The sequence below is a fragment of the Pseudomonas sp. PvP009 genome, from assembly GCF_017832995.1.
Lineage (GTDB): Bacteria > Pseudomonadota > Gammaproteobacteria > Pseudomonadales > Pseudomonadaceae > Aquipseudomonas > Aquipseudomonas syringae.
The window spans coordinates 381,911-402,462 of sequence record NZ_JAFIBG010000001.1; the positions used below are offsets into that span (position 1 = coordinate 381,911).

Below are 20,552 nucleotides of genomic sequence, written 5' to 3' on the forward strand. Positions count from 1 at the left end.
TTTTGAATCGTTCGTTTCTCATTGCTCAGATCAGTGACCTGCACCTCAAAGCCGACGGCCGCCTGACTTATGGCCTGGTCGACACTCTGAGTGCGTTGCGCCGCGCTGTCGCGCACATCAATGCCAGCAAGCAGCGCCCCGACATCGTGGTGATCAGCGGTGACCTGGTGGACTTCGGTCGCGAAGACGAATACGCCGTACTCAAGCCAGAGCTGGAACGTCTGCAGATGCCGTTTTATCTGGTGCCCGGCAATCATGACGATCGGCACAACCTGCTGGCTGCGTTTGCCGAGCAGGTGTACCTGCCGTTGTCGGCCAGCGGACCTCTGGACTGGGTGGTGGAGAAATACCCGGTGCGCCTGATCGGCATGGACACGACCATTCCCGGCGAGCATGGCGGGCAACTGGATTACTGTCAGCTGGACTGGTTGCACGCGCAGCTGTCCCGTCGTCCTTACGTGCCGACCGTGATCGTCATGCACCATCCGCCGTTCATTACCGGCATAGGGCACATGGACCGCGAACCCTTCGGCAACGCGTCGGCGCTGGAGCGCGTGATCGCCCAGCATCCGCAAGTGGAGCGTTTGCTGTGCGGACATTTGCATCGACCGATGCAACGACGTTTCGGAGGCAGCCTGGCAAGCATCTGCCCGGGCACCTCACATCAGATTGTCCTCGACCTCGACGAAGCCGCGCCTGCGCATTTCAATCTGGAACCGGCAGGCTACGTGCTGCACCGCTGGCATTCGGAGCAGGGGTTTGTCAGCCATAACGCCGTGTTCGGCGACTATGAAGGGCCGTACCCGTTCTACGATGTGAACGGGTTGATTGATTAAGTGATTACTCATCGCTCCCACGCTCTGCGCCCGGCGTGATACTCGAGTCTTGATGAGCCCGGAAAGCGGGGCTCGACGCGCAGTATCAGGCGGAGTAAAGATCCTTGTGGGAGTGAGCTTGCTCACGAAGACGGTGTTTCAGTCGATGCATTTTCGACGATCATACAGCCCTCTTCGCGAACAAGTTCGCTCCCACGGCCTCCGGCCAGAATCAATAGCAGACCTTTATATAACGATGAGCGATCTGCGTCCTCTTCCTGATTGCCGATCAGGCGCCGATAACGCCGCCATCCTCCCGGGTGATGACCATCACCGATGAGCGCGGTTTGCCGTTGGGCAAATGCTCGGGGAAGGTAGAGCCGCCGTTCTCACCAGGATGCTGGATGCCGATAAACATCGTCCGGTAGTCAGGCGCAAAGCTGATACCGGTGATTTCGCAACCGACCGGGCCGACCAGAAAACGGCGGATCTCGCCGCTGGCAGGGTCGGCGCAGAGCATCTGGTTGTTGCCCATGCCAGCGAAGTCGCCCTTGTTGCTGGAGTCGCCGTCAGTCTGAATCCACAGCCGACCCGAACGATCAAAACTCAGGCCGTCCGGGCTGTTGAACATATTCTGCGCGTTGATGTTGCTCGACCCGGCCTGTGGCGTGCCGGCGTGCACAGTCGGGTTGCCCGCGACCACAAACAGGTCCCACTCGAACGCCATCGCCGACGCATTGTTGCCGCCTTCGCGCCAGCGCAGGATCTGCCCGTACTGGTTCTTGGCGCGTGGATTCGGCCCGCCGACAGGTTGACCTTCTTCGCCGCGCTTGCTGTTGTTGGTCAGCGTGCAATACACCTGGCCATCCTTGGGGCTGACCACGATCCATTCCGGGCGGTCCATGCGCGTGGCCTTGACCACACTGGCGGCCAGGCGCGCATGAATCAACACTTCAGCCTGATTATTGAAACCGGCAGCGGCATCGAGGCCGTTCTTGCCGTGTTTCAGTTCGATCCACTGGCCATTGCCCTTTGGATGATCCGGGTTGCCGTTGCCAGCGTCGAATTGCGCCACGTACAAGGTGCCGTGGTCCAGCAGGTCGCGATTGGCTTTCGGGTTCTTGCGATCGATCCGGTCGCGGCTGATGAACTTGTAGATGAACTCGCCACGCTCGTCGTCGCCCATGTACACCACGGCGCGCCCGTCCCTGGTTTGCGTGAAGGCGGCGTTTTCGTGCTTGAAACGCCCGAGCGCCGTGCGCTTGACCGGCGTCGATTCAGGGTCGAACGGATCGATCTCGACCACCCAGCCATGACGATTGACCTCGTTGGGGTTTTTCGCCACGTCGAAGCGCGGGTCGTGCGGGTGCCAGTTGATCTCTTTGCTGGCAGCCACGACGCCGTAGCGCTTCATGCCCGCATCGAATGTCTGCTCCGCGTTGCTGCTGCCGAAGCAATCGGTGAAGTTCTCTTCACAGGTCAGGTACGTGCCCCACGGCGTCTGGCCGCTGGAGCAGTTCTGGAAAGTCCCCAGAACGCGGGTGCCGGTCTTGTCGGCGTCAGTCTTGAGCCAGTCGTGACCGGCCGCCGGGCCACTCAGCCTGATCGGCGTATTGCCATGCACGCGACGGTTGTAACGCGAGTCCTGCACGAACTGCCATTTGCCGTTTTTCTGCTGTACCTCGATCACTGACACGCCTTCTGCGGCGAGTGCCTTGCGTACTTCTTCGGCCGATTGCGGCTCCTTGCCATGCTCGAAGAGGTAGCGGTAGTTGGTGTATTCGTTGTTGATCGCCAGCAAAGCACGGTCTTTGCGACCCCGCATCGGGAACAGACACATGCCGTCGTTGTTGTCGCCGAACTGCACCTCCTGAGCCTGGGCGGTACCCTTGCCACTCGGGTCGAACGCCGGACCGCCCGCGCGCAGAGGCTGGCCCCAACTGATCAGTACCGAGGATCTGTAACCTGCCGGCAGGCTGATGCTGTCGGCGGTGGCAGCAGGAATGCTCTGGAAGCCGAGCAATCTGCCAGACGCCGCGCTGACACTGTCCGCCAGGACGGTGCGGCTGAGCAGGTTGCCGCCGAGGAACATCGCCGCGCCGCACAATGCGCCCGCGCTGATGAAACCGCGGCGGGTGAGGCCGACCTTGTCGGCGCCGACCAGGTTTTCCAGGTCAGTGGTCTGGTTTTCTTCTAATAGTTTCATCATCACGGCTCCCTCGAATATGGCAGCCACCTTAGTGCGCGCATATGACGAAATTGTGTCGTGGTGATGACCTGCCAGCGCTTACAACGGTATACCCAGCAGTACCAGTGAAGCTGCAAATCTTGCCTGCACCGTGGCGCCGGTTTTCAACTGCTGTGCATGCAGGTGCTCAGGTGTCGCCAAGGCGCACAGCGTCTGGCCTCCGGGGAGTGTGATGCGTACTTCGCTTGGGCCATCTTCAGCGTCCGTCACGCTGTCGATTCGGCCGATCAGGCAATTGTTTCCAGTTGTTTCTTCGCTGTTGTCTGCGTGCAGTTCCAGCCAGCCGGCCTTGATCAGTGCAACCACCTCCGTGCCGTTCTCCAGCTCCAGACGCAGGGTGCTGTCATGGGTGACCTGCGCTTCGATAAACACCTCGTCAGCCAATTGCAGGCGAACCTGATCGTTGTGCCCCTGACGGGTGATGCTGACGATCCGCCCCAGCAACTGGTTACGTGCGCTGGTGCGCAGGGTCAGGCGATTGAGCAAGTCCAGATCGCTGCTGTCTTCGGCAGCTTCAAGCACCTGGGCCTGCAATGCCTGGACGCGCTGATAGAGACGCAGCACTCGCTGGCCCTCGACCGACAACTTCGCGCCGCCACCGCCGCGCCCGCCGACACTGCGCTCTACCAGCGGTTTTTGCGCCAGATTGTTCAGCTCGTCGATCGCGTCCCAGGCCGCCTTGTAACTCAGCCCTGCGCTTTTCGCAGCACGGGTGATCGAGCCCTGCTCGGCAATATGCTGCAGCAGCGCAATGCGTTGCGGGCGGCGGACCATGTGTTGCGTCAGCAAGGTGGGTAGGGACATGGTCATCCAGAGCGGTCGAGTGGGAGAGGGCAGTATGATCGCTCACGTGCATGACGTCGAAAACCGGACGCGGAGCGTGTGCCGTATGACTATCGTGCCAATGCTCCGCGTTGGCATGCCTTTCGTGACGCTCTGCGTCACAATGCTGCGCCGCACCGCACGCTCAAGATCGGACGCGGAGCGTCCAGGGCTGCGCTACCACGCGGAGCGTGGGAGCCATGAGAGCATCAGGCCGCAGCGCCCGGTCAATCCCCCGGCTTTGGCGTTCGTGCCAGGCAATACACGTCGACCCGCCGCGCACCGGCGTTGCTCAATAGACGTGCAATGACGTCGGCTGTCGAGCCCGTGGTGAGCACGTCATCGACCAGCGCCAGATGCCTGCCTTGTACCCAATCGGGATCAGTCAGAGTGAAGGCGCCGCGCAGGTTGCGTTTGCGGGCTTTGGCGTCCAGGCCCTGTTGTGCGGTTGTTTCCCGGCTGCGCAATACGTGCTCTTCGTCGACGGGGAGTTGCAGCTGTTTACCCAGCCAGCCGGCCAGCATTGCCGCCTGGTTGTAGCCGCGCTGGCGTAAGCGTTTGATGGCCAGCGGCACCGGAATGAGGCAGTCGGGACGTGGCAGGTCTTCCTCGAAACGGTGCTGCAGATAGTGCGCGCACAGTTCCGCCAGCAGTCGTCCCATGGGCCATTTACCGTTATGTTTAAAGCGGGTGATCAAACCGTCGACCGGGAAATCGTACAGCCAGGGCGCGATGACCTGAGTAAAGCCAGGCGGTTGTTTGCAGCATTGCGCGCAGCTCATGCCTGAACGGGGTAACGGTAGCGCACAGCACACACAAGCGTTGCCCAGCCACGGCAGCTCTGCTTCGCACGGCACGCAGATAGGCGTGGGCACCTCACTGCGTTCATCACATAACAAACACGATTGTTTGTTTTTTAACCAGATGTAAACCTCGTGCGGGTAGCTGGGTTGACAGCGCATGGCTCTTCCTTAAATATGCCCGACATCCGTGTAGCGCCTGGGGTCTTTCCCGCCCTCGCGCATTGCCCAGAAACACCAAGGAGCCGCCCGATGAGCGCCAGCACCACCGCCACTTTGCGTCACGACTGGACTTTAGCCGAGGTCAGGGCGCTGTTCGTACAGCCATTCAATGACCTGCTGTTTCAGGCGCAAACGGTGCACCGCGCTCATTTCGACGCCAACCGCGTGCAAGTCTCCACGCTGCTGTCGATCAAGACCGGCGCCTGCCCGGAAGACTGCAAGTACTGTCCGCAGTCCGGCCACTACAACACCGGTCTTGAGAAAGAAAAACTGCTGGAAGTGCAGAAGGTGCTTGAAGAGGCCGCGCGTGCCAAGGCCATTGGTTCGACCCGCTTCTGCATGGGCGCAGCCTGGAAGCATCCTTCCGCCAAGGACATGCCTTACGTGCTGGAGATGGTCAAAGGCGTGAAAGCCATGGGCATGGAAACCTGCATGACCCTGGGCCGCCTCGATCAGGAACAGACCGAAGCGCTGGCCACCGCGGGCCTGGACTACTACAACCATAACCTCGACACCTCGCCGGAGTTCTACGGCAGCATCATCACCACCCGTACCTACGCCGAGCGCCTGCAAACCCTGGCGTACGTGCGCGATGCGGGGATGAAGATCTGCTCCGGTGGCATTCTGGGCATGGGCGAGTCCCTCGATGACCGCGCAGGTCTGCTGATTCAACTGGCCAACCTGCCAGAGCACCCGGAGTCGGTGCCGATCAACATGTTGGTCAAGGTCGCCGGCACGCCGCTGGAAAACGCCGAAGATGTCGACCCATTCGATTTCATTCGCATGCTCGCCGTGGCACGGATTCTCATGCCGAAATCCCACGTGCGCCTGTCCGCCGGTCGCGAAGCAATGAACGAGCAAATGCAGGCACTGGCGTTTTTCGCCGGGGCCAACTCGATTTTCTACGGCGACAAGCTGCTGACCACTGCCAACCCGCAAGCCGACAAGGACATGCTGCTGTTCTCGCGTCTGGGCATCAAGCCCGAAGCGGGCGAAGGGCATGCCGACGAAGTGCACCAGGCCGCTATCGAACAGGCGCTGGTCGAACAGCAAAGCAGCTCGATGTTCTACGACGCCGCCTCTGCCTGATTCGTTGAGCGGGCCGGATTGTTCCGGCCCGTTTTGAATTGTCATTTTCCGGACCGGGGCCTGCATGTCTTTCGATCTCCGCACGCGCCTCGATGCCCGTCGCGCCGCCCACCTCTATCGTCAGCGTCCGCTGCTGCAAAGTCCGCAAGGGCCGCAGGTCATCGTCGACGGCCAGCCTTTGCTGGCGTTCTGCAACAACGATTACATGGGGCTGGCCAATCATCCCGAGGTGATCGCTGCCTGGCAGGCGGGTGCCGAGCGCTGGGGCGTGGGCGGCGGGGCTTCGCATCTGGTGATCGGCCACAGCGCGCCACACCACGAACTGGAAGAAGCGCTGGCCGAGCTGACTGGTCGTCCGCGTGCACTGTTGTTCTCCAATGGCTACATGGCCAACCTCGGCGCGGTGACGGCGTTGGTCGGGCAGGGCGATACGGTGCTGGAAGACCGTCTCAACCACGCTTCGTTGCTGGATGCCGGTCTGCTCAGTGGCGCACGGTTTTCGCGCTATCTGCACAACGATGTGAGCAGCCTGGAAGCCCGCCTGGAAAAATCCGTGGGCGATACCCTTGTGGTCACCGACGGGGTGTTCAGCATGGACGGCGACATCGCCGATCTGCCCGCGCTGGCCCGGGCGACCAGGGCCAAAGGGGCCTGGCTGATGGTGGATGATGCCCACGGCTTCGGCCCTTTGGGTGCCAACGGCGCCGGTATCGTCGAGCATTTTGGCCTGAGCATGGATGACGTGCCGGTGCTGGTCGGCACCCTGGGCAAGTCGTTCGGCACTTCCGGGGCGTTCGTGGCCGGCAGTGAAGAACTGATCGAAACCCTGATCCAGTTCGCCCGGCCTTACATTTACACCACCAGCCAGCCGCCCGCACTGGCCTGCGCCACCTTGAAAAGCCTGCAACTGCTGCGTACCGAGCATTGGCGCCGCGAACATCTGACGCGACTGATTCAGCAGTTTCGGCGCGGTGCCGAGCAGATCGGGCTGCAACTGATGGACAGCTTTACCCCGATCCAGCCGATCATGATCGGTGATGCCAGTCGGGCCTTGCGCCTCTCGCAATTGCTCCGTGAGCGCGGCCTGCTAGTCACCGCCATTCGCCCGCCCACCGTGCCTGCTGGCAGCGCGCGACTTCGTGTGACGTTGTCTGCCGCGCACAGCGAAGCCGACGTGCAGCTATTATTGAACACTCTGGAGCAGTGCTACCCGCTGCTGGATGCCAGCCACTCCTCGGAGCCTGTTCATGCGTGATCGTCTGATTCTGTTGCCAGGCTGGGGCCTTGGCGTTTCGCCGCTGGAGCCGCTTGCCGCTGCGTTGCGCGGGCTGGATGAGCACCTGCGGGTTGAAGTCGAGCCATTGCCGGATATCGACAGCTGCGATTTGCCAGACTGGCTCGACGAGCTGGACACCAACCTGCCCGACGACGCCTGGCTGGGCGGCTGGTCGTTGGGTGGCATGCTCGCGGCTGAACTGGCAGCGCGTCGCGGCGACCGTTGCTGCGGGTTGCTGACGCTGGCCAGCAACGCCTGCTTCGTCACCCAAGGGGCGTGGCCGAATGCGATGCCCGCGCAGGATTTCGAGGCGTTTCTGGCTGGCTGTGCCGATGATCCGGACCTGACCCTCAAGCGCTTCAGCCTGTTATGCACGCAAGGCGCAGAGGACCCGCGCGGTCTGGCGCGGCTGCTCAAGGCCGGCGCACCGCACCTGTCGAAAACGGCGTTGATCGACGGCCTGAAAATACTCCGGCAACTCGACACCCGCAGCGCGCTGCAAACCTATCGTGGCCCGCAACTGCACCTGTTCGCCGGGCTGGATGCCTTCGTGCCCGCCGAGGCCGCAGGTGATCTGCTGGCCTTGTTGCCGGATGTCGAAGTGGGCCTGATCGAGCAGGCCAGTCATGCCTTCCTGCTGGAAAACCCTCATGGGGTGGCGGCCGCGATCCACGCCTTTCTGCACGAGCTGGACGATGACTGATCTTTCAATCCCCAAACCACCTTCTGTTTTGCCTGACAAACGTCAGGTCGCCGCGTCGTTTTCCCGCGCGGCAGGCAGTTATGACAGCGTTGCCGAACTGCAGCGCAACGTCGGTAATGAGCTGCTCATGCGTTTGCCTGCGCAATGCAAGCCGTACCGCTGGCTGGATCTGGGCAGCGGCACCGGCTATTTCAGCCGGGCGCTGGCGCAGACGTTCACTGGCAGCGAAGGTATTGCACTGGATATCGCCGAAGGCATGTTGCGTCATGCCCGACCCTTGGGTGGCGCACAGCACTTCATTGCGGGTGACGCCGAGCACCTGCCGCTGCGTGACCAGAGCTGCGGGCTGATTTTCTCCAGCCTCGCGGTGCAGTGGTGCGCCGATTTCGCCTCCGTGCTCAGTGAAGCTCAGCGCGTATTGCAGCCAGGCGGCGTATTCGCCTTTGCCAGCCTGTGTGTCGGTACGTTGTACGAGCTGCGCGACAGTTGGCAGGCTGTGGACGGCCGGGTGCATGTGAACCGTTTTCGTCATGAGGACGACTATCGCCAGCTGTGCGCGGCGAGCGGCTTGCAAGTACGCAGCCTAGATGTTTGCCCGCAGGTTCTGCATTACCCGGATGTGCGCAGCCTGACGCACGAGTTGAAGGCGCTCGGTGCGCACAATCTCAACCCCGGACGGCCCAATGGCCTGACCGGGCGCGAGCGGATCATGGGCATGGTTAAGGCCTATGAAGGCTTCCGCCAGGACGCCGGGCTGCCCGCTACCTATCAAGTGCTGTACGCGGTGCTTGAAAAAAACTGATGGACTGACAGGAAAGACTGCTGAGATGACTGCCGCCTACTTCATCACCGGAACCGATACCGACGCTGGCAAGACCACGGTGGCTGCCGGTTTGCTGCATGCCGCCCGCTCGTCCGGCCTGAGCACGGCCGCCGGCAAGCCCGTTGCGTCCGGTTGTTTTGTCACGCCACACGGGCTGCGCAACCCGGATGCCCTGGCGTTGCTGGCCGAGTGTTCTGTCGAGCTGGATTACGCTGAAGTCAATCCGCTGGCCTTCGAGCCGGCCATCGCTCCGCACCTGGCAGCACGCGAAGCCGGCGTCGCGCTGACGGTCGACTCGGTGCTGCAACCCATGCGGCATATGCTCGCCAGACAGGCCGACTTCACCCTGATCGAAGGGGCGGGCGGTTGGCGCGTGCCGCTGTCCGGACAGAGCACGCTGTCCGATCTGGCCATTGCTCTGGATCTGCCGGTGATTCTGGTGGTGGGCGTGCGCCTGGGCTGTATCAATCATGCGGTGCTGACTGCTGAAGCCATTGCCCGTGACGGTTTACGCCTGGCAGGCTGGGTGGCCAACATCGTGGATGCCGACACCTCGCGGCTTGAAGAAAACCTCGCCACGCTGCTGGAGCGTCTGCCTGCACCTTGTCTTGGGCAGGTGCCGCGCTTGAACGAGGCAAGTGCCGAAAATGTGGCGCAGTATCTGGATTTAAAGGTATTGAGCTGACAGCGCCGCTATGTCGCTGACCGGTAAGACAGTTTCGGATTTTCAAGAGTCAGTCTATCGTGCGGCCTAGTGCCATTAGTCTGTTTGTCGAGTATTTCCGGGCAAATGCTGCTTCAATGGGCGTGTTCGTTTTTTGAACTGAGGATCGGCTTATGCAAATCACCATGAACAACACCCTCTACCCAGGCCTTAGCGCAATGCAGGTCGGGCAAAGTCGTGTGGATCAGGCGGCCACCCAGATTGCCAGCTCTAATATCGAAGTGTCGGGCAGAAGCCAGTCTTCTGACTTTCAGCTCGAGAACCTGCGCTCTGTTGATCGCAGCCAGCGTTCCGACTTGCCGTCCAACATCGTCGAACTCGAGGCTGGAAAGGATCAGTTTGCAGCCGGACTGGCTGCGCAGAAAGCCAGCAATGAAATGCTCGGCACGCTGATCGATACCTACGCCTGATTTTCGCGTCAATTCCCGCCGTGCCATCCGCGCACGGCGTTGCTTCCTGAATTTCTCCGCATCATTGTCCTGTATCTCACCTGCACCCGGTTTCGCCCTCCACTAGACTTTTGCTTACGCTTCTCTCGCCCCCGCACGACGTACGCCTGCGTGGCTTATGCATGGGCCGTGGACGAATGGTGCGTGCTTCGCTATTGACAAGGTTTGGGCGTAAACGTATGTTTCAAACACCTGTTTGACCGCGAGGCATACGAGATTGTCTGGCGCTTGAGGGTATCTCTCCAGCGACCGCCCGGTCATTCGTTCCAGGATTCATCAGCAGAGGTTATCGCTATGCCTGACTACAAGGCCCCCTTGCGTGATATTCGTTTTGTTCGTGATGAACTGCTCGGCTATGAAGCGCACTATCAGAGTCTGCCAGCCTGTCATGACGCCACTCCGGACATGGTCGACGCCATTCTGGAAGAGGGTGCCAAGTTCTGTGAGCAGGTGCTGGCTCCACTGAACCGCGTGGGCGATACCGAGGGTTGCACCTGGAGCGAGTCGGGCGTGAAGACGCCGACCGGCTTCAAACAGGCTTACAAACAGTTTGTCGAAGGCGGCTGGCCGAGTCTGGCACATGACGTCGCGCACGGCGGTCAGGGTCTGCCCGAGTCGCTGGGCCTGGCGGTCAGCGAGATGGTCGGTGAAGCCAACTGGTCGTGGGGCATGTACCCGGGCCTGTCGCACGGTGCGATGAACACGATCTCCGAGCACGGCACGCCCGAGCAGCAGGACGCGTACCTGACCAAGCTGGTATCCGGCGAATGGACTGGCACCATGTGCCTGACCGAGTCGCATTGCGGCACCGACCTGGGCATGCTGCGTACCCGCGCAGAGCCTCAGGCTGACGGGACCTATAAGGTTACCGGCACCAAGATCTTCATTTCTGCTGGCGAACACGACATGGCCGATAACATCGTCCACATCGTGCTGGCCCGCCTGCCGGACGCACCGGCTGGCACCAAAGGCATTTCGCTGTTCATCGTGCCCAAGTTCCTCTCGGCTGCCGATGGCGGCATCGGTGAGCGTAACGCGGTGAATTGTGGCTCCATCGAGCACAAGATGGGCATTCACGGCAATGCCACCTGTGTGATGAACTTCGACGGCGCTACCGGCTACCTGATCGGCCCGGCCAACAAGGGCCTGAACTGCATGTTCACGTTCATGAACACCGCGCGTCTGGGCACGGCACTGCAAGGTCTGGCGCACGCCGAAGTCGCCTTTCAGGGTGGTCTGCAATATGCCCGTGACCGTCTGCAAATGCGTTCGCTGACCGGTCCCAAGGCACCGGAAAAAGCCGCTGACCCGATCATCGTTCACCCTGATGTGCGTCGCATGCTGCTGACCATGAAAGCGTTCGCCGAAGGCACGCGTGCCATGGTGTACTTCACGGCCAAACAGGTCGACATCGTCAAGTACAGCGAAGACCCGGAGCAAAAGAAAGCCGCTGACGCATTGCTGGCGTTCATGACCCCGATTGCCAAGGCGTTCATGACGGAGGTGGGCTTCGAAGCTGCCAACCACGGCGTGCAGGTTTACGGCGGCCACGGCTTCATTGCCGAGTGGGGCATGGAGCAGAACGTTCGCGACAGCCGGATTTCGATGCTGTACGAAGGCACCACCGGTATTCAGGCGCTCGACCTGCTGGGCCGCAAGGTGCTGATGACCCAAGGCGAAGCGCTCAAGGGCTTCACCAAGATCGTGCACAAGTTCTGCCAGAGCAACGAAGGCAACGAAGTTGTGCAGGAGTTTGTGACGCCACTGGCTGCGCTGAACAAGGAGTGGGGCGACCTGACCCTGAAAGTGGGCATGGCGGCGATGAAGGATCGCGAAGAAGTGGGTGCTGCATCGGTGGATTACATCATGTTTTCCGGCTATGCCTGCCTGGCGTATTTCTGGGCCGACATGGCGCGTGTTGCGGCCGAGAAGCTGGCGGCTGGTGCGTCGGACGAGGCGTTCTATCGCGCGAAGATCCAGACCGCGCGTTTCTACTTCCAGCGCATCCTGCCTCGTACTCGTACCCACGTGGCGGCCATTCTGTCGGGTGCTGCCAACCTGATGGACATGAAAGAAGAAGATTTCGGCCTGGCTTACTAAGCTTCGCTGGCGTCATGAAAACCGCCTGATCGCTGATCAGGCGGTTTTTTTATGGGTGCGTTTTAGCGCATGGCTGTATTCGAATTCCCGGCGAGACCTGAGAAGGCGCTCAGGCCCCGCGCATGGTCACGATGTTCTCCAGGACACCTCTCGTTCCTCACGCTCCGCGTGGCAATGCCGTTCGTGATGCTCTGCGTCATACAGCGGTTCTGCGATGTCAGTGATGTTTGTTTCTGGCTTGAGCCTCCTTTTCGCCCCTCGGCGACCTACTTTGATGGGGCCAAAGTGACCAAAGCCCCTGGCTCCGTTTCCGGCCCGACTTCGTCGGGTTCCTTCGCCCTGTCACTTAGGTCGCAATTTGCGTCGTCAGTAACATCGCGATAAAAAAGCGCTTTTATGTGCAGTGATGACAGGCAAAGCATGACGTTGCGCTGCAGCACGACGCGGAGCGTTACCCAACGCATGGGCGCTAGACGCCCGCAATAAACATTTCCCACTTCCTGCCGTTACAGAAATTAAGAATTAAGTTGTTTGTTGATCCTGCCGATGCATTGTTTGCTGGGGAGGGGCACAATGCCATCAGTCCAGCCAGTCATCCAGATGCCGGGTAGGAGATAACCCCTTTTGTTGCGTCCATCAGATGCACGCTTGAGTCATTTTCTGCCTTCACTGGGTTTGCTGGTGGCGGGGCTCGCGGCTGCGTACGTAAAAGACCTGAACGTCTTCTTCACTTCGTTGTTCAATGTGCTTCCGACCCTGGTTCTGCTGTTGGGCGGGGCGTACTGCTTTGTTTATCGACGTCAGCGCGAGCTGTTTCTGATGCTCACGGTGTATATCGCCTACTACCTGCTAGACACTCAGACCGATTACTACCGTGACCATGGCAAGGTCCGCGAAGATGCGGCGGTGATCTTTCACTTGGTCTGCCTGCTGCTGCCGGTGCTGTTCGGGTTGTATGCGGCATGGGAGGAACGAACCCATCTGTTCCAGGACATGGTCGCGCGGCTCGCGGTGCTTGTAGCGCTGGGAGGCGTGGCGGTGGGACTGGAGCAAAGTTATCCGGTCGAGCTGCAAGTCTGGCTGGCGGACATCCGCTGGCCTGCCCTGCATGGCGCATGGATGAGCCTGATTCAGCTTTCTTATGCGATGTTTCTGGTGTCCTTCGCAGTGCTGATCTGGCAATACCTGGAAAAACCGCGACCGCTGCATGCGGCGCAGATTGTCGGCCTGCTGGGTTTGTTCTGGGCATTGCCGAAAACCTTTATCCTGCCGTTCACGCTGAACATCCTCTGCAGTCAGGTGATGCTGATGATTGCCGCTGCGGTCGCTCATGAGGCCTATCAGATGGCCTTCCGTGACGAGCTCACCGGGTTACCTGGGCGTCGGGCGCTCAATGAGCGCATGCAGCGTCTGGGTCGCAACTATGTGCTGGCGATGAGTGACGTGGATCACTTCAAGAAATTCAACGACACCCACGGCCACGATGTGGGCGATCAGGTGCTGCGTCTGGTGGCCAGCAAGCTGTCGAAAATCACCAATGGTGGCGGTAAGGCCTATCGCTATGGGGGTGAGGAGTTCGCCATCGTGTTCGCTGCCAAGAGTATCGATGAGTGCATGCCGCACCTGGAAGCCATCCGCGAGACCATCGCCAGCTACGAGATTCAGCTGCGCAACAAGAACGATCGTCCCCAGGACGATCAGCAAGGCCGGCAGCGTCGCAGTGGCGCGCAGGCTGGCAGCGTGTCGGTGACGGTGAGTATCGGCGTTGCCGAACGCCAGCCGGAGCATCGCACGCCTGAAGAAGTGCTCAAGAGCGCCGACCAGGCGCTGTATGCGGCCAAGGGTGCCGGGCGCAATTGTGTGGTGGCTTACGGGCAGTTGAACCGACGCGGCGCTGTGCGCACAACTGAAGCCGCAACCTGATCAAACCCTGGCACTTCCCGTGACCTGTTATGACTATTCAGTCATGACACGACCCTATGTCTCTGAAATGTTGTTCGGTTAGACTCGTGGAACTCGACTGCTGATCTGCGTCGCTGGATGTATCGATCGGCTTCCCAAAGCATTTCGATCCGTGTTCACGAGGTTTGCCATGGCTGACTATAAAGCGCCACTGCGCGATATGCGCTTCGTCCTCAATGAAGTCTTCGAGGTTTCCAAGCTCTGGGCTCAACTGCCCGAGCTGGCCGAAACCGTCGACGCTGAAACGGTCGAAGCCATTCTCGAAGAAGCCGGTAAAGTGACCAGCAAGACCATTGCGCCGCTGAGCCGCAACGGTGACGAGGAGGGCTGCCACTGGAAGGACACCGTCGTCACCACTCCTGCAGGTTTTCCCGAGGCCTATAAGATCTACGCCGAAGGCGGCTGGGTCGGTGTGGGCGGTAACCCCGAATTTGGCGGCATGGGCATGCCCAAGGTGGTGTCGGCTCAGGTCGAAGAGATGCTCAACTCTGCCAGCCTGGCGTTCGGTCTGTACGCGATGCTCACCTCCGGCGCCTGCGTGTCGATAGACACCCACGCGACCGAAGCGCTCAAGACCAAATTTCTGCCCAATATGTATTCAGGCGTCTGGGCCGGGTCGATGTGCCTGACCGAGGCTCACGCCGGTACGGATCTGGGCATCATTCGCACCCGCGCCGAACCCCAGGCGGACGGCGCTTACCAGATCACCGGCAGCAAGATTTTCATCACTGGTGGCGAACACGACCTGACCGAAAACATCATCCATCTGGTGCTGGCCAAGTTGCCGGATGCACCGCCCGGCCCGAAAGGCATCTCGTTGTTTCTGGTGCCCAAGTTCATGGTCGGTGACGACGGCAGCGTCGGCGAGCGCAACGCCGTCAGTTGTGGCTCGATCGAGCACAAGATGGGCATCCAGGCGTCGGCGACGTGCGTGATGAACTTCGACGCCGCCACCGGTTACCTGATCGGCGAGCCGAACAAGGGTCTGGCGGCGATGTTCACGATGATGAACTACGAGCGCCTCGGCGTGGGTATCCAAGGGCTTGCGTCTGGCGTGCGCTCTTATCAGGCCGCCGTCGAATATGCGCTGGACCGTCTGCAGAGCCGTGCCCCGACCGGTGCGCAGAACAAGGACAAGGCCGCTGACCCGATCATCGTCCACCCCGACGTGCGTCGCATGCTGTTGACCATGAAAGCCTTCAACGAAGGCGGTCGGGCGTTTTCCAGCTACGTCGCTCTGCAACTGGATATTGCCAAGTTCAGCGAAGACGATACCGCGCGCAAACGTGCCGATGATCTGGCCGCGCTGCTGACACCGGTCTCCAAGGCGTTCCTGAGTGACATCGGACTGGAAACCACCGTGCATGGCCAGCAGGTATTTGGCGGCCATGGTTACATCCGCGAGTGGGGCCAGGAACAACTGGTGCGTGACGTGCGTATCACGCAGATCTACGAAGGTACCAACGGCATTCAGGCGCTGGACCTGGTCGGGCGCAAGATCGTCGGTTCGAATGGCGCGCTCTATCAGTTGTTCTCCGATGAAGTCCGCCAGTTCATCAGCGGCTCGGACAACGCGCTCAGCGAGTTCACTCAGCCGCTGAGCAAAGCCTTGAACATGCTCGATGAACTGACCGGCTGGGTGCTGGATCGCTCGCGCAACAACCCCAATGAAATCGGCGCAGCCTCTGTGGAGTACCTGCATCTGTTCGGTTACACGGCGTATGCCTACATGTGGGCCATGATGGCCAAGGCAGCACTGGGTAAAGAGCAGCAGGAGGAGTTCTACGCAAGCAAACTGGGTACCGCACGCTTCTACTTCGCACGTCTGCTGCCGCGTATTCACTCGCTGGATGCCTCGGTGCGCGCCGGCAGCGAGTCGTTGTACCTGTTGAAGGCGTCACAATTCTGACCCGGAAAAGTCTTGTAAGCATTTGCTTACACTACGTGACGCCAATTGGCCTCTTCCCAAGAAAGGGATCCAAAGTTAATCTTTGTTCATGGACGTAGCGCAGGAAGCGCAACAAGACATAACAGGGACACGTAGGGAAGCCTGCCAGGATGGCGGGGTGAAAGGGAAATCAGGGAAACAGTCTGGAAAGCCCCGCTTCGGCGGGGTTTTCTTTGTTTGCGTTTTGACGATTCTGTTTTCTTTCCGCTCGCAGCACACGCTGCTGTGCCCGTGTTGCAATGCTTGTCCTGAGCCCCTCCCGCTAAAGAATAATGGCGCGGTGCCAGAGCCGGTTGAACCCTCACCGCCGGCCAGGGTCGATTAGCTGTATGGCCAATCAGAGCCAATCAATCAGGAGCTTTTCATGGACATCATTCGTATCATTTTCGCCATTCTGCTGCCTCCGGTAGGCGTGTTCATGCAAGTAGGCTTTGCTGGCGCTTTTTGGTTGAATATCCTGCTGACCCTGCTGGGTTACATCCCGGGCATCATCCACGCGATCTACATCATCGTTTCGCGTAAGTAACACCTCGTTGCACTCGCTGATCGTTCCCTGATGCGGGAACGATCACACGGCCTGATCAGGCATTCAGCACATCCCGATAGAAACGCCATTCCTTCTCCAGCGCATCTGCCAGGTTATTTGCCTTGCGGAACCCATGATGCTCGTCCGCATAAAAGTGCGCTTCGGTCTTGATACCGTTGTCCTGCAAGGCCTTGAGCATGGACCGGGTCTGTTCCGGAACCACCACGGCATCCAGTTCGCCCTGAAAGAAAATGACCGGCACGCTGATGCTGTCGGCGTGCAGCAGGGGCGTACGAGCCTGATAGCGCTCTATGTCCTTGTCGGGATCGCCGATCAGCCAGTCCAGATAATCACCCTCGAACTTATGCGTCGCCCTGGCCAGTGCCACCGGGTCGCTGACCCCGTACAGACTGGCACCTGCGCGGAATACGTCGTGGAAGGCCAGCGCGCAGAGCGTGGTGTAGCCACCTGCACTGCCGCCGCGAATAAAAGCCTGTCGTTCGTCAATCAGGCCGCGCTCGGCCAGATGTTTCACGACTGCACAGGCGTCTTCGACATCCGCCACGCCCCAGGTGAGGTGCAGGCCTTGCCGGTACACGCGACCGTAGCCGCTGCTGCCGCGATAATTGAGGTCTGCGACGGCGAAGCCGCGGTGTGTCCAGTACTGAATGCGCGGGTCCAGCACCGGGTAGCAGGCAGAGGTCGGGCCACCATGGATGAACACCACCAGCGGCGGTTTTTCTGCGCCGGTCATGGCCGGATAGAAGTAGCCATAAGCCTCGGCCCCGCCACTGGGGTAACGCAACGTCTTAGGACGGCTGATCTGGTCGGCCGGCAGCGGCGAACCGCCTCCGGCAAGTACGTGAACACTGGCGTCGTGGCGAGAAATGGCCAGTACCGCAGAGGTGCTTATGGCCGAGGCCGCAATGCAATAGACGAACTCTTCGTCAATGGCGAGGCTGCGAAAGCGACTGTAGCCTGCGCTGAAATCCTCGACGCTGCCGTCGGCCTGGCACAGCCCCAGAACACTTGAACCTTCTGCAAACCAGCTCGCCAGGTAACCATCGTTGATCGGCAGCCAGGTGCAGCTGCCCATTTGCCAAGGCGCTGACGCATGATCCGCCGGACGGGCGGGAAGCGGCGCAAACCCGGAAGGCGATTCGCCCCACGGCTGCCAGTAACCTGCACGATCAGTCAGGCAATACAGACGCCCATGGGCATCGAAGCGCGGTTGTTGCAGAGACTCTTGCGCACCGTCACCTGCGATGCACTGCGCAGTGGCCCAACTGCCGTCGTCCTGTTTCGTCGCACACATCAAGCGAGTGCTGGTCCACGGCTGATGCGGGCGCTGCCATTCGATCCAGGCCAGGCGTCTGCCGTCGGCACTGACAATCGGCGATGAGTAGAAATCAGCGCCTTCGGCCAGCAACTGGCGCTTGCCGTCAGCCAGCCCGATAGCCACCAGTCGATGCGTGTTGCGGTCCTCTTCAACGGCCAGAATCTGGCCGCCGCTGAAGAACACGCCGCCGTAGCGCTTGTCGCCCTCGGTCAGCACCACCGGCTCGCTGGCGTCCAGTGCCTGTCGATACAGTTGCTGGTCGCGCTCGTTGACGAAGACTACGGCGTCGTCGGCGAGGCAGAACGAACCACCGCCGTATTCATACACTCGACTGCGTACGCTGAAGCCTTGTGGCGTCAGGCAGCGCTTGCTGTTGGCGTACCAGTGCCAGATGCGACTGGCGCCGTCTTCGGGGCGGTATTCGTTCCAGAACAGGCCCGCCGAGCTGACATCCAGTTCGGCGAAGTCGACGCCAGCAGCGACCGCTTGCGCGGCGCTCAGGCGTTCAGGAGGATTTTGCGATGAGTCGTGAGTTTCGGTCATTGCGAAAGGCCAGCTCTTCAATGGTTTGAGTAGCGGTTTCGGACTCGTCACGAGCCTGAGTGATAATCCCGTGGTGATAGGATTTGCTGCACACCGGGTCGGCATTGGCGGCGTCGCCGGTCAGCATGAAGGCCTGGCAGCGACAGCCGCCGAAGTCCTTTTCCTTCTCGTCACACGAACGGCACGGCTCGGGCATCCAGTCGTAACCGCGAAAGCGATTGAAGCCGAACGAGTCATACCAGATGTGCTGCATGCTGTGATCGCGCACATTGGGGAACTGGATCGGCATCTGCCGCGCCCCGTGGCAGGGCAGCGCCGTGCCATCCGGTGTCACGGTCAGGAAGATATTGCCCCAGCCGTTCATACAGGCTTTGGGACGCTCTTCGTAATAATCAGGAGTGACGAAAATCAGTTTGCATGGATGATTCTCTGCCTCTAGCCGGACGCGGTATTCGTTGGTGACGGCTTCGGCGCGGACCAGTTGATCTTTGGTCGGCAGCAGGCCGAGGCGATTCAGGTGCGCCCAGCCATAGAACTGACAGGTCGCCAGTTCGACGAAGTCCGCTTCCAGCGCGAGACACAGCTCGATGATCTTGTCGATGCGATCAATGTTGTGCCGGTGGGTGACGAAGTTCAGCACCATCGGGTAGCCGTGCTTTTTAACCGCCTTGGCCATCTCCAGCTTCTGCGCGAAGGCTTTTTTCGAGCCGGCGAGCATGTTGTTGACCTGCTCGTCGCTGGCCTGAAAGCTGATCTGGATGTGGTCCAGGCCTGCTTCCTTGAAGGCGATGATCTTCTCTTCGGTGAGGCCGATGCCCGAGGTGATCAGGTTGGTGTAGAAGCCCAGACGCCGCGCCTCGGCGATCAGTTCGGCGAGGTCCTGGCGCACCAGCGGCTCGCCGCCGGAAAAGCCGATCTGCGCCGCACCCATTTCCCGCGCTTCCTGCATGACCTTGAACCACTGCTCGGTGCTCAGCTCCTGGCCCTGTTTGGCAAAATCCAGGGGGTTTGAGCAATACGGGCACTGCAGCGGGCAGCGATAGGTCAGCTCGGCGAGCAGCCACAGTGGCAGGCCGACCTCGGGAGTGGGCGGTATGTACGGGGTGTTGGTGACGGGTGCTATGTCAGACAAGATCGATCCAGTTTTTCTTTTTGGCGCCTTCCATGAACTCGTCGACGTCCATGCCCAGTTCGGGAACATTGGGGAACTGCTGATGAAGCTCGTGAATGATGGCGGCGATGGTGCGCTTGCCATCGATCAGCCCGCCGATCAGGGCCGCGCTTTCATTCAGTTTGATCATGCCCTCAGGGTAAAGCACCACATGAGCCTTTTGCGCAGGCTCGTACTGGAAGCGATAGCCCTGATGCCATTTGGGTGTCAACGCTCGGAACTGCGGATCGTGCTTCATAGCGTAATCCCCTTATGCCAGACCCTTTGGTCTGTGACGCTGTGATACGGCGGGCGGTTCAACTCGTAGGCCATGGACATCGCATCGAGCATGCTCCACAGGATATCGAGTTTGAACTGCAGGATTTCCAGCATACGCTGCTGACCTTCGTATGTAGTGTAGTGCTGTAACGTGATGGCGAGGCCGTGCTCTACATCGCGTCGGGCCTGACCCAGGCGAGTGCGGAAATATTCGTAGCCGGCCGGATCGATCCACGGGTAGTGCTGCGGCCAGCTGTCCAGACGCGACTGGTGGATCTGCGGTGCGAACAGTTCGGTCAACGAGCTGCTGGCGGCTTCCTGCCAATTGGCGCGGCGGGCGAAGTTCACGTAGGCGTCGACGGCAAACCGCACGCCTGGCAGCACCAGTTCCTGCGAGCGCAGCTGGTCCGGGTCCAGTCCCACGGCCTGGCCCAGGCGCAGCCAGGCTTCGATGCCGCCGTCTTCGCCGGGCGCACCGTCATGATCGAGCAGGCGCTGAATCCACTCGCGACGGATCTCGCGATCCGGGCAGTTGGCCAGAATCGCCGCGTCCTTAAGTGGAATGTTCACTTGATAGTAGAAACGGTTGGCGACCCAGCCCTGAATCTGCTCGCGGGTCGCTCGGCCCTCGTACATCGCCACATGGAACGGGTGATAGATGTGGTAATAGGCACCCTTGGCGCGCAAGGCCTGTTCGAATTCGTCGGGGGACAGCGCAGTCGCTTCGCTCATGT

The 20,552-nt window shown here is 60.4% G+C and carries 18 protein-coding genes; 11 read left to right on the forward strand and 7 right to left on the reverse strand.

What is annotated here, in order from left to right:
- Positions 1 to 2: 2 nt before the first annotated feature.
- Entirely contained in the window at positions 3 to 836 is an 834-nt protein-coding gene (locus JOE29_RS01600) for a phosphodiesterase (protein ID WP_210078739.1), read from the forward strand.
- A 268-nt stretch (positions 837 to 1,104) separates the two neighbouring features.
- On the opposite strand, the gene JOE29_RS01605 is transcribed toward JOE29_RS01600, so the two are convergent.
- The 3 genes from JOE29_RS01605 to JOE29_RS01615 all read right to left on the reverse strand — a co-directional run bounded on the left by JOE29_RS01605 (position 1,105) and on the right by JOE29_RS01615 (position 4,847).
- Complete coding sequence (locus JOE29_RS01605) at positions 1,105 to 3,021, reverse strand: PhoX family phosphatase (protein ID WP_024693535.1); 1,917 nt, start codon at positions 3,019 to 3,021, stop codon at positions 1,105 to 1,107.
- A gap of 81 nt (positions 3,022 to 3,102) precedes the next feature.
- Positions 3,103 to 3,867, reverse strand: a complete 765-nt coding sequence (locus JOE29_RS01610) for a TOBE domain-containing protein (RefSeq protein ID WP_103363240.1) — start codon at positions 3,865 to 3,867, stop codon at positions 3,103 to 3,105.
- A 245-nt stretch (positions 3,868 to 4,112) separates the two neighbouring features.
- Positions 4,113 to 4,847, reverse strand: coding sequence for a ComF family protein (locus JOE29_RS01615; RefSeq protein ID WP_044312523.1), 735 nt, complete (start codon positions 4,845 to 4,847; stop codon positions 4,113 to 4,115).
- Positions 4,848 to 4,937: 90 nt separating this feature from the next.
- Here JOE29_RS01615 and bioB point away from each other — a divergent pair, with 90 nt between their 5' ends.
- The 10 genes from bioB to JOE29_RS01665 all read left to right on the forward strand — a co-directional run bounded on the left by bioB (position 4,938) and on the right by JOE29_RS01665 (position 16,507).
- Entirely contained in the window at positions 4,938 to 5,996 is a 1,059-nt protein-coding gene (gene bioB, locus JOE29_RS01620; RefSeq protein WP_003316190.1) for a biotin synthase BioB, read from the forward strand.
- A gap of 64 nt (positions 5,997 to 6,060) precedes the next feature.
- Positions 6,061 to 7,251, forward strand: coding sequence for an 8-amino-7-oxononanoate synthase (gene bioF, locus JOE29_RS01625; RefSeq protein WP_024649918.1), 1,191 nt, complete (start codon positions 6,061 to 6,063; stop codon positions 7,249 to 7,251).
- On the forward strand, positions 7,244 to 7,975 hold the full coding sequence (locus tag JOE29_RS01630) for an alpha/beta fold hydrolase (protein WP_003422640.1): 732 nt from the start codon (positions 7,244 to 7,246) through the stop codon (positions 7,973 to 7,975). The genes bioF and JOE29_RS01630 overlap by 8 nt, the downstream gene beginning before the upstream one ends.
- A complete protein-coding gene (bioC, locus tag JOE29_RS01635) occupies positions 7,968 to 8,777 on the forward strand; it encodes a malonyl-ACP O-methyltransferase BioC (RefSeq protein ID WP_058446040.1) in 810 nt (269 codons plus the stop codon). Before JOE29_RS01630 ends, bioC begins: the two co-directional genes overlap by 8 nt.
- Before the next feature lie 25 nt (positions 8,778 to 8,802).
- Positions 8,803 to 9,483 (forward strand): dethiobiotin synthase, encoded by a 681-nt coding sequence (gene bioD, locus JOE29_RS01640; protein ID WP_044312527.1) that lies wholly within the window; start codon positions 8,803 to 8,805, stop codon positions 9,481 to 9,483.
- Positions 9,484 to 9,635: 152 nt separating this feature from the next.
- Positions 9,636 to 9,932: a hypothetical protein gene (locus JOE29_RS01645; RefSeq protein WP_003316196.1), complete on the forward strand. Its 297-nt coding sequence runs from the start codon at positions 9,636 to 9,638 to the stop codon at positions 9,930 to 9,932.
- Positions 9,933 to 10,265: 333 nt separating this feature from the next.
- Complete coding sequence (locus JOE29_RS01650; RefSeq protein WP_003393572.1) at positions 10,266 to 12,071, forward strand: phenylacyl-CoA dehydrogenase; 1,806 nt, start codon at positions 10,266 to 10,268, stop codon at positions 12,069 to 12,071.
- 624 nt (positions 12,072 to 12,695) lie between these two features.
- Complete coding sequence (locus tag JOE29_RS01655; protein ID WP_044312529.1) at positions 12,696 to 13,994, forward strand: GGDEF domain-containing protein; 1,299 nt, start codon at positions 12,696 to 12,698, stop codon at positions 13,992 to 13,994.
- Between the two features lie 169 nt (positions 13,995 to 14,163).
- Positions 14,164 to 15,942, forward strand: a complete 1,779-nt coding sequence (locus tag JOE29_RS01660; protein ID WP_210078740.1) for an acyl-CoA dehydrogenase C-terminal domain-containing protein — start codon at positions 14,164 to 14,166, stop codon at positions 15,940 to 15,942.
- A 403-nt stretch (positions 15,943 to 16,345) separates the two neighbouring features.
- Complete coding sequence (locus tag JOE29_RS01665) at positions 16,346 to 16,507, forward strand: YqaE/Pmp3 family membrane protein (protein ID WP_002555565.1); 162 nt, start codon at positions 16,346 to 16,348, stop codon at positions 16,505 to 16,507.
- A gap of 55 nt (positions 16,508 to 16,562) precedes the next feature.
- On the opposite strand, the gene JOE29_RS01670 is transcribed toward JOE29_RS01665, so the two are convergent.
- From JOE29_RS01670 to pqqC, 4 genes are read right to left on the reverse strand one after another with little or no spacing between them, the layout of a single operon-like run.
- On the reverse strand, positions 16,563 to 18,389 hold the full coding sequence (locus tag JOE29_RS01670) for a S9 family peptidase (protein WP_210078741.1): 1,827 nt from the start codon (positions 18,387 to 18,389) through the stop codon (positions 16,563 to 16,565).
- The gene (gene pqqE / locus JOE29_RS01675; RefSeq protein ID WP_024961471.1) at positions 18,352 to 19,521 is read right to left on the reverse strand and encodes a pyrroloquinoline quinone biosynthesis protein PqqE; all 1,170 of its coding nucleotides are present in this window, start codon (positions 19,519 to 19,521) and stop codon (positions 18,352 to 18,354) included. The genes JOE29_RS01670 and pqqE overlap by 38 nt, the downstream gene beginning before the upstream one ends.
- Complete coding sequence (gene pqqD, locus JOE29_RS01680; protein ID WP_122233057.1) at positions 19,514 to 19,798, reverse strand: pyrroloquinoline quinone biosynthesis peptide chaperone PqqD; 285 nt, start codon at positions 19,796 to 19,798, stop codon at positions 19,514 to 19,516. Before pqqD ends, pqqE begins: the two co-directional genes overlap by 8 nt.
- On the reverse strand, positions 19,795 to 20,550 hold the full coding sequence (gene pqqC, locus JOE29_RS01685; RefSeq protein ID WP_103365190.1) for a pyrroloquinoline-quinone synthase PqqC: 756 nt from the start codon (positions 20,548 to 20,550) through the stop codon (positions 19,795 to 19,797). Before pqqC ends, pqqD begins: the two co-directional genes overlap by 4 nt.
- Between the last annotated feature and the right edge of the window lie 2 nt (positions 20,551 to 20,552).

What these genes read in the sequence shown, in the direction of transcription:
- JOE29_RS01605 (WP_024693535.1), bottom strand. Translation starts at nt 3,021, where the DNA reads ATGAAACTATTAGAAGAAAACCAGACCACTGACCTGGAAAACCTGGTC.
- JOE29_RS01610 (WP_103363240.1), bottom strand. Translation starts at nt 3,867, where the DNA reads ATGTCCCTACCCACCTTGCTGACGCAACACATGGTCCGCCGCCCGCAA.
- JOE29_RS01615 (WP_044312523.1), bottom strand. Translation starts at nt 4,847, where the DNA reads ATGCGCTGTCAACCCAGCTACCCGCACGAGGTTTACATCTGGTTAAAA.
- bioB (WP_003316190.1), top strand. Translation starts at nt 4,938, where the DNA reads ATGAGCGCCAGCACCACCGCCACTTTGCGTCACGACTGGACTTTAGCC.
- bioF (WP_024649918.1), top strand. Translation starts at nt 6,061, where the DNA reads ATGTCTTTCGATCTCCGCACGCGCCTCGATGCCCGTCGCGCCGCCCAC.
- JOE29_RS01630 (WP_003422640.1), top strand. Translation starts at nt 7,244, where the DNA reads ATGCGTGATCGTCTGATTCTGTTGCCAGGCTGGGGCCTTGGCGTTTCG.
- bioC (WP_058446040.1), top strand. Translation starts at nt 7,968, where the DNA reads ATGACTGATCTTTCAATCCCCAAACCACCTTCTGTTTTGCCTGACAAA.
- bioD (WP_044312527.1), top strand. Translation starts at nt 8,803, where the DNA reads ATGACTGCCGCCTACTTCATCACCGGAACCGATACCGACGCTGGCAAG.
- JOE29_RS01645 (WP_003316196.1), top strand. Translation starts at nt 9,636, where the DNA reads ATGCAAATCACCATGAACAACACCCTCTACCCAGGCCTTAGCGCAATG.
- JOE29_RS01650 (WP_003393572.1), top strand. Translation starts at nt 10,266, where the DNA reads ATGCCTGACTACAAGGCCCCCTTGCGTGATATTCGTTTTGTTCGTGAT.
- JOE29_RS01660 (WP_210078740.1), top strand. Translation starts at nt 14,164, where the DNA reads ATGGCTGACTATAAAGCGCCACTGCGCGATATGCGCTTCGTCCTCAAT.
- JOE29_RS01665 (WP_002555565.1), top strand. Translation starts at nt 16,346, where the DNA reads ATGGACATCATTCGTATCATTTTCGCCATTCTGCTGCCTCCGGTAGGC.
- JOE29_RS01670 (WP_210078741.1), bottom strand. Translation starts at nt 18,389, where the DNA reads ATGACCGAAACTCACGACTCATCGCAAAATCCTCCTGAACGCCTGAGC.
- pqqD (WP_122233057.1), bottom strand. Translation starts at nt 19,798, where the DNA reads ATGAAGCACGATCCGCAGTTCCGAGCGTTGACACCCAAATGGCATCAG.
- pqqC (WP_103365190.1), bottom strand. Translation starts at nt 20,550, where the DNA reads ATGAGCGAAGCGACTGCGCTGTCCCCCGACGAATTCGAACAGGCCTTG.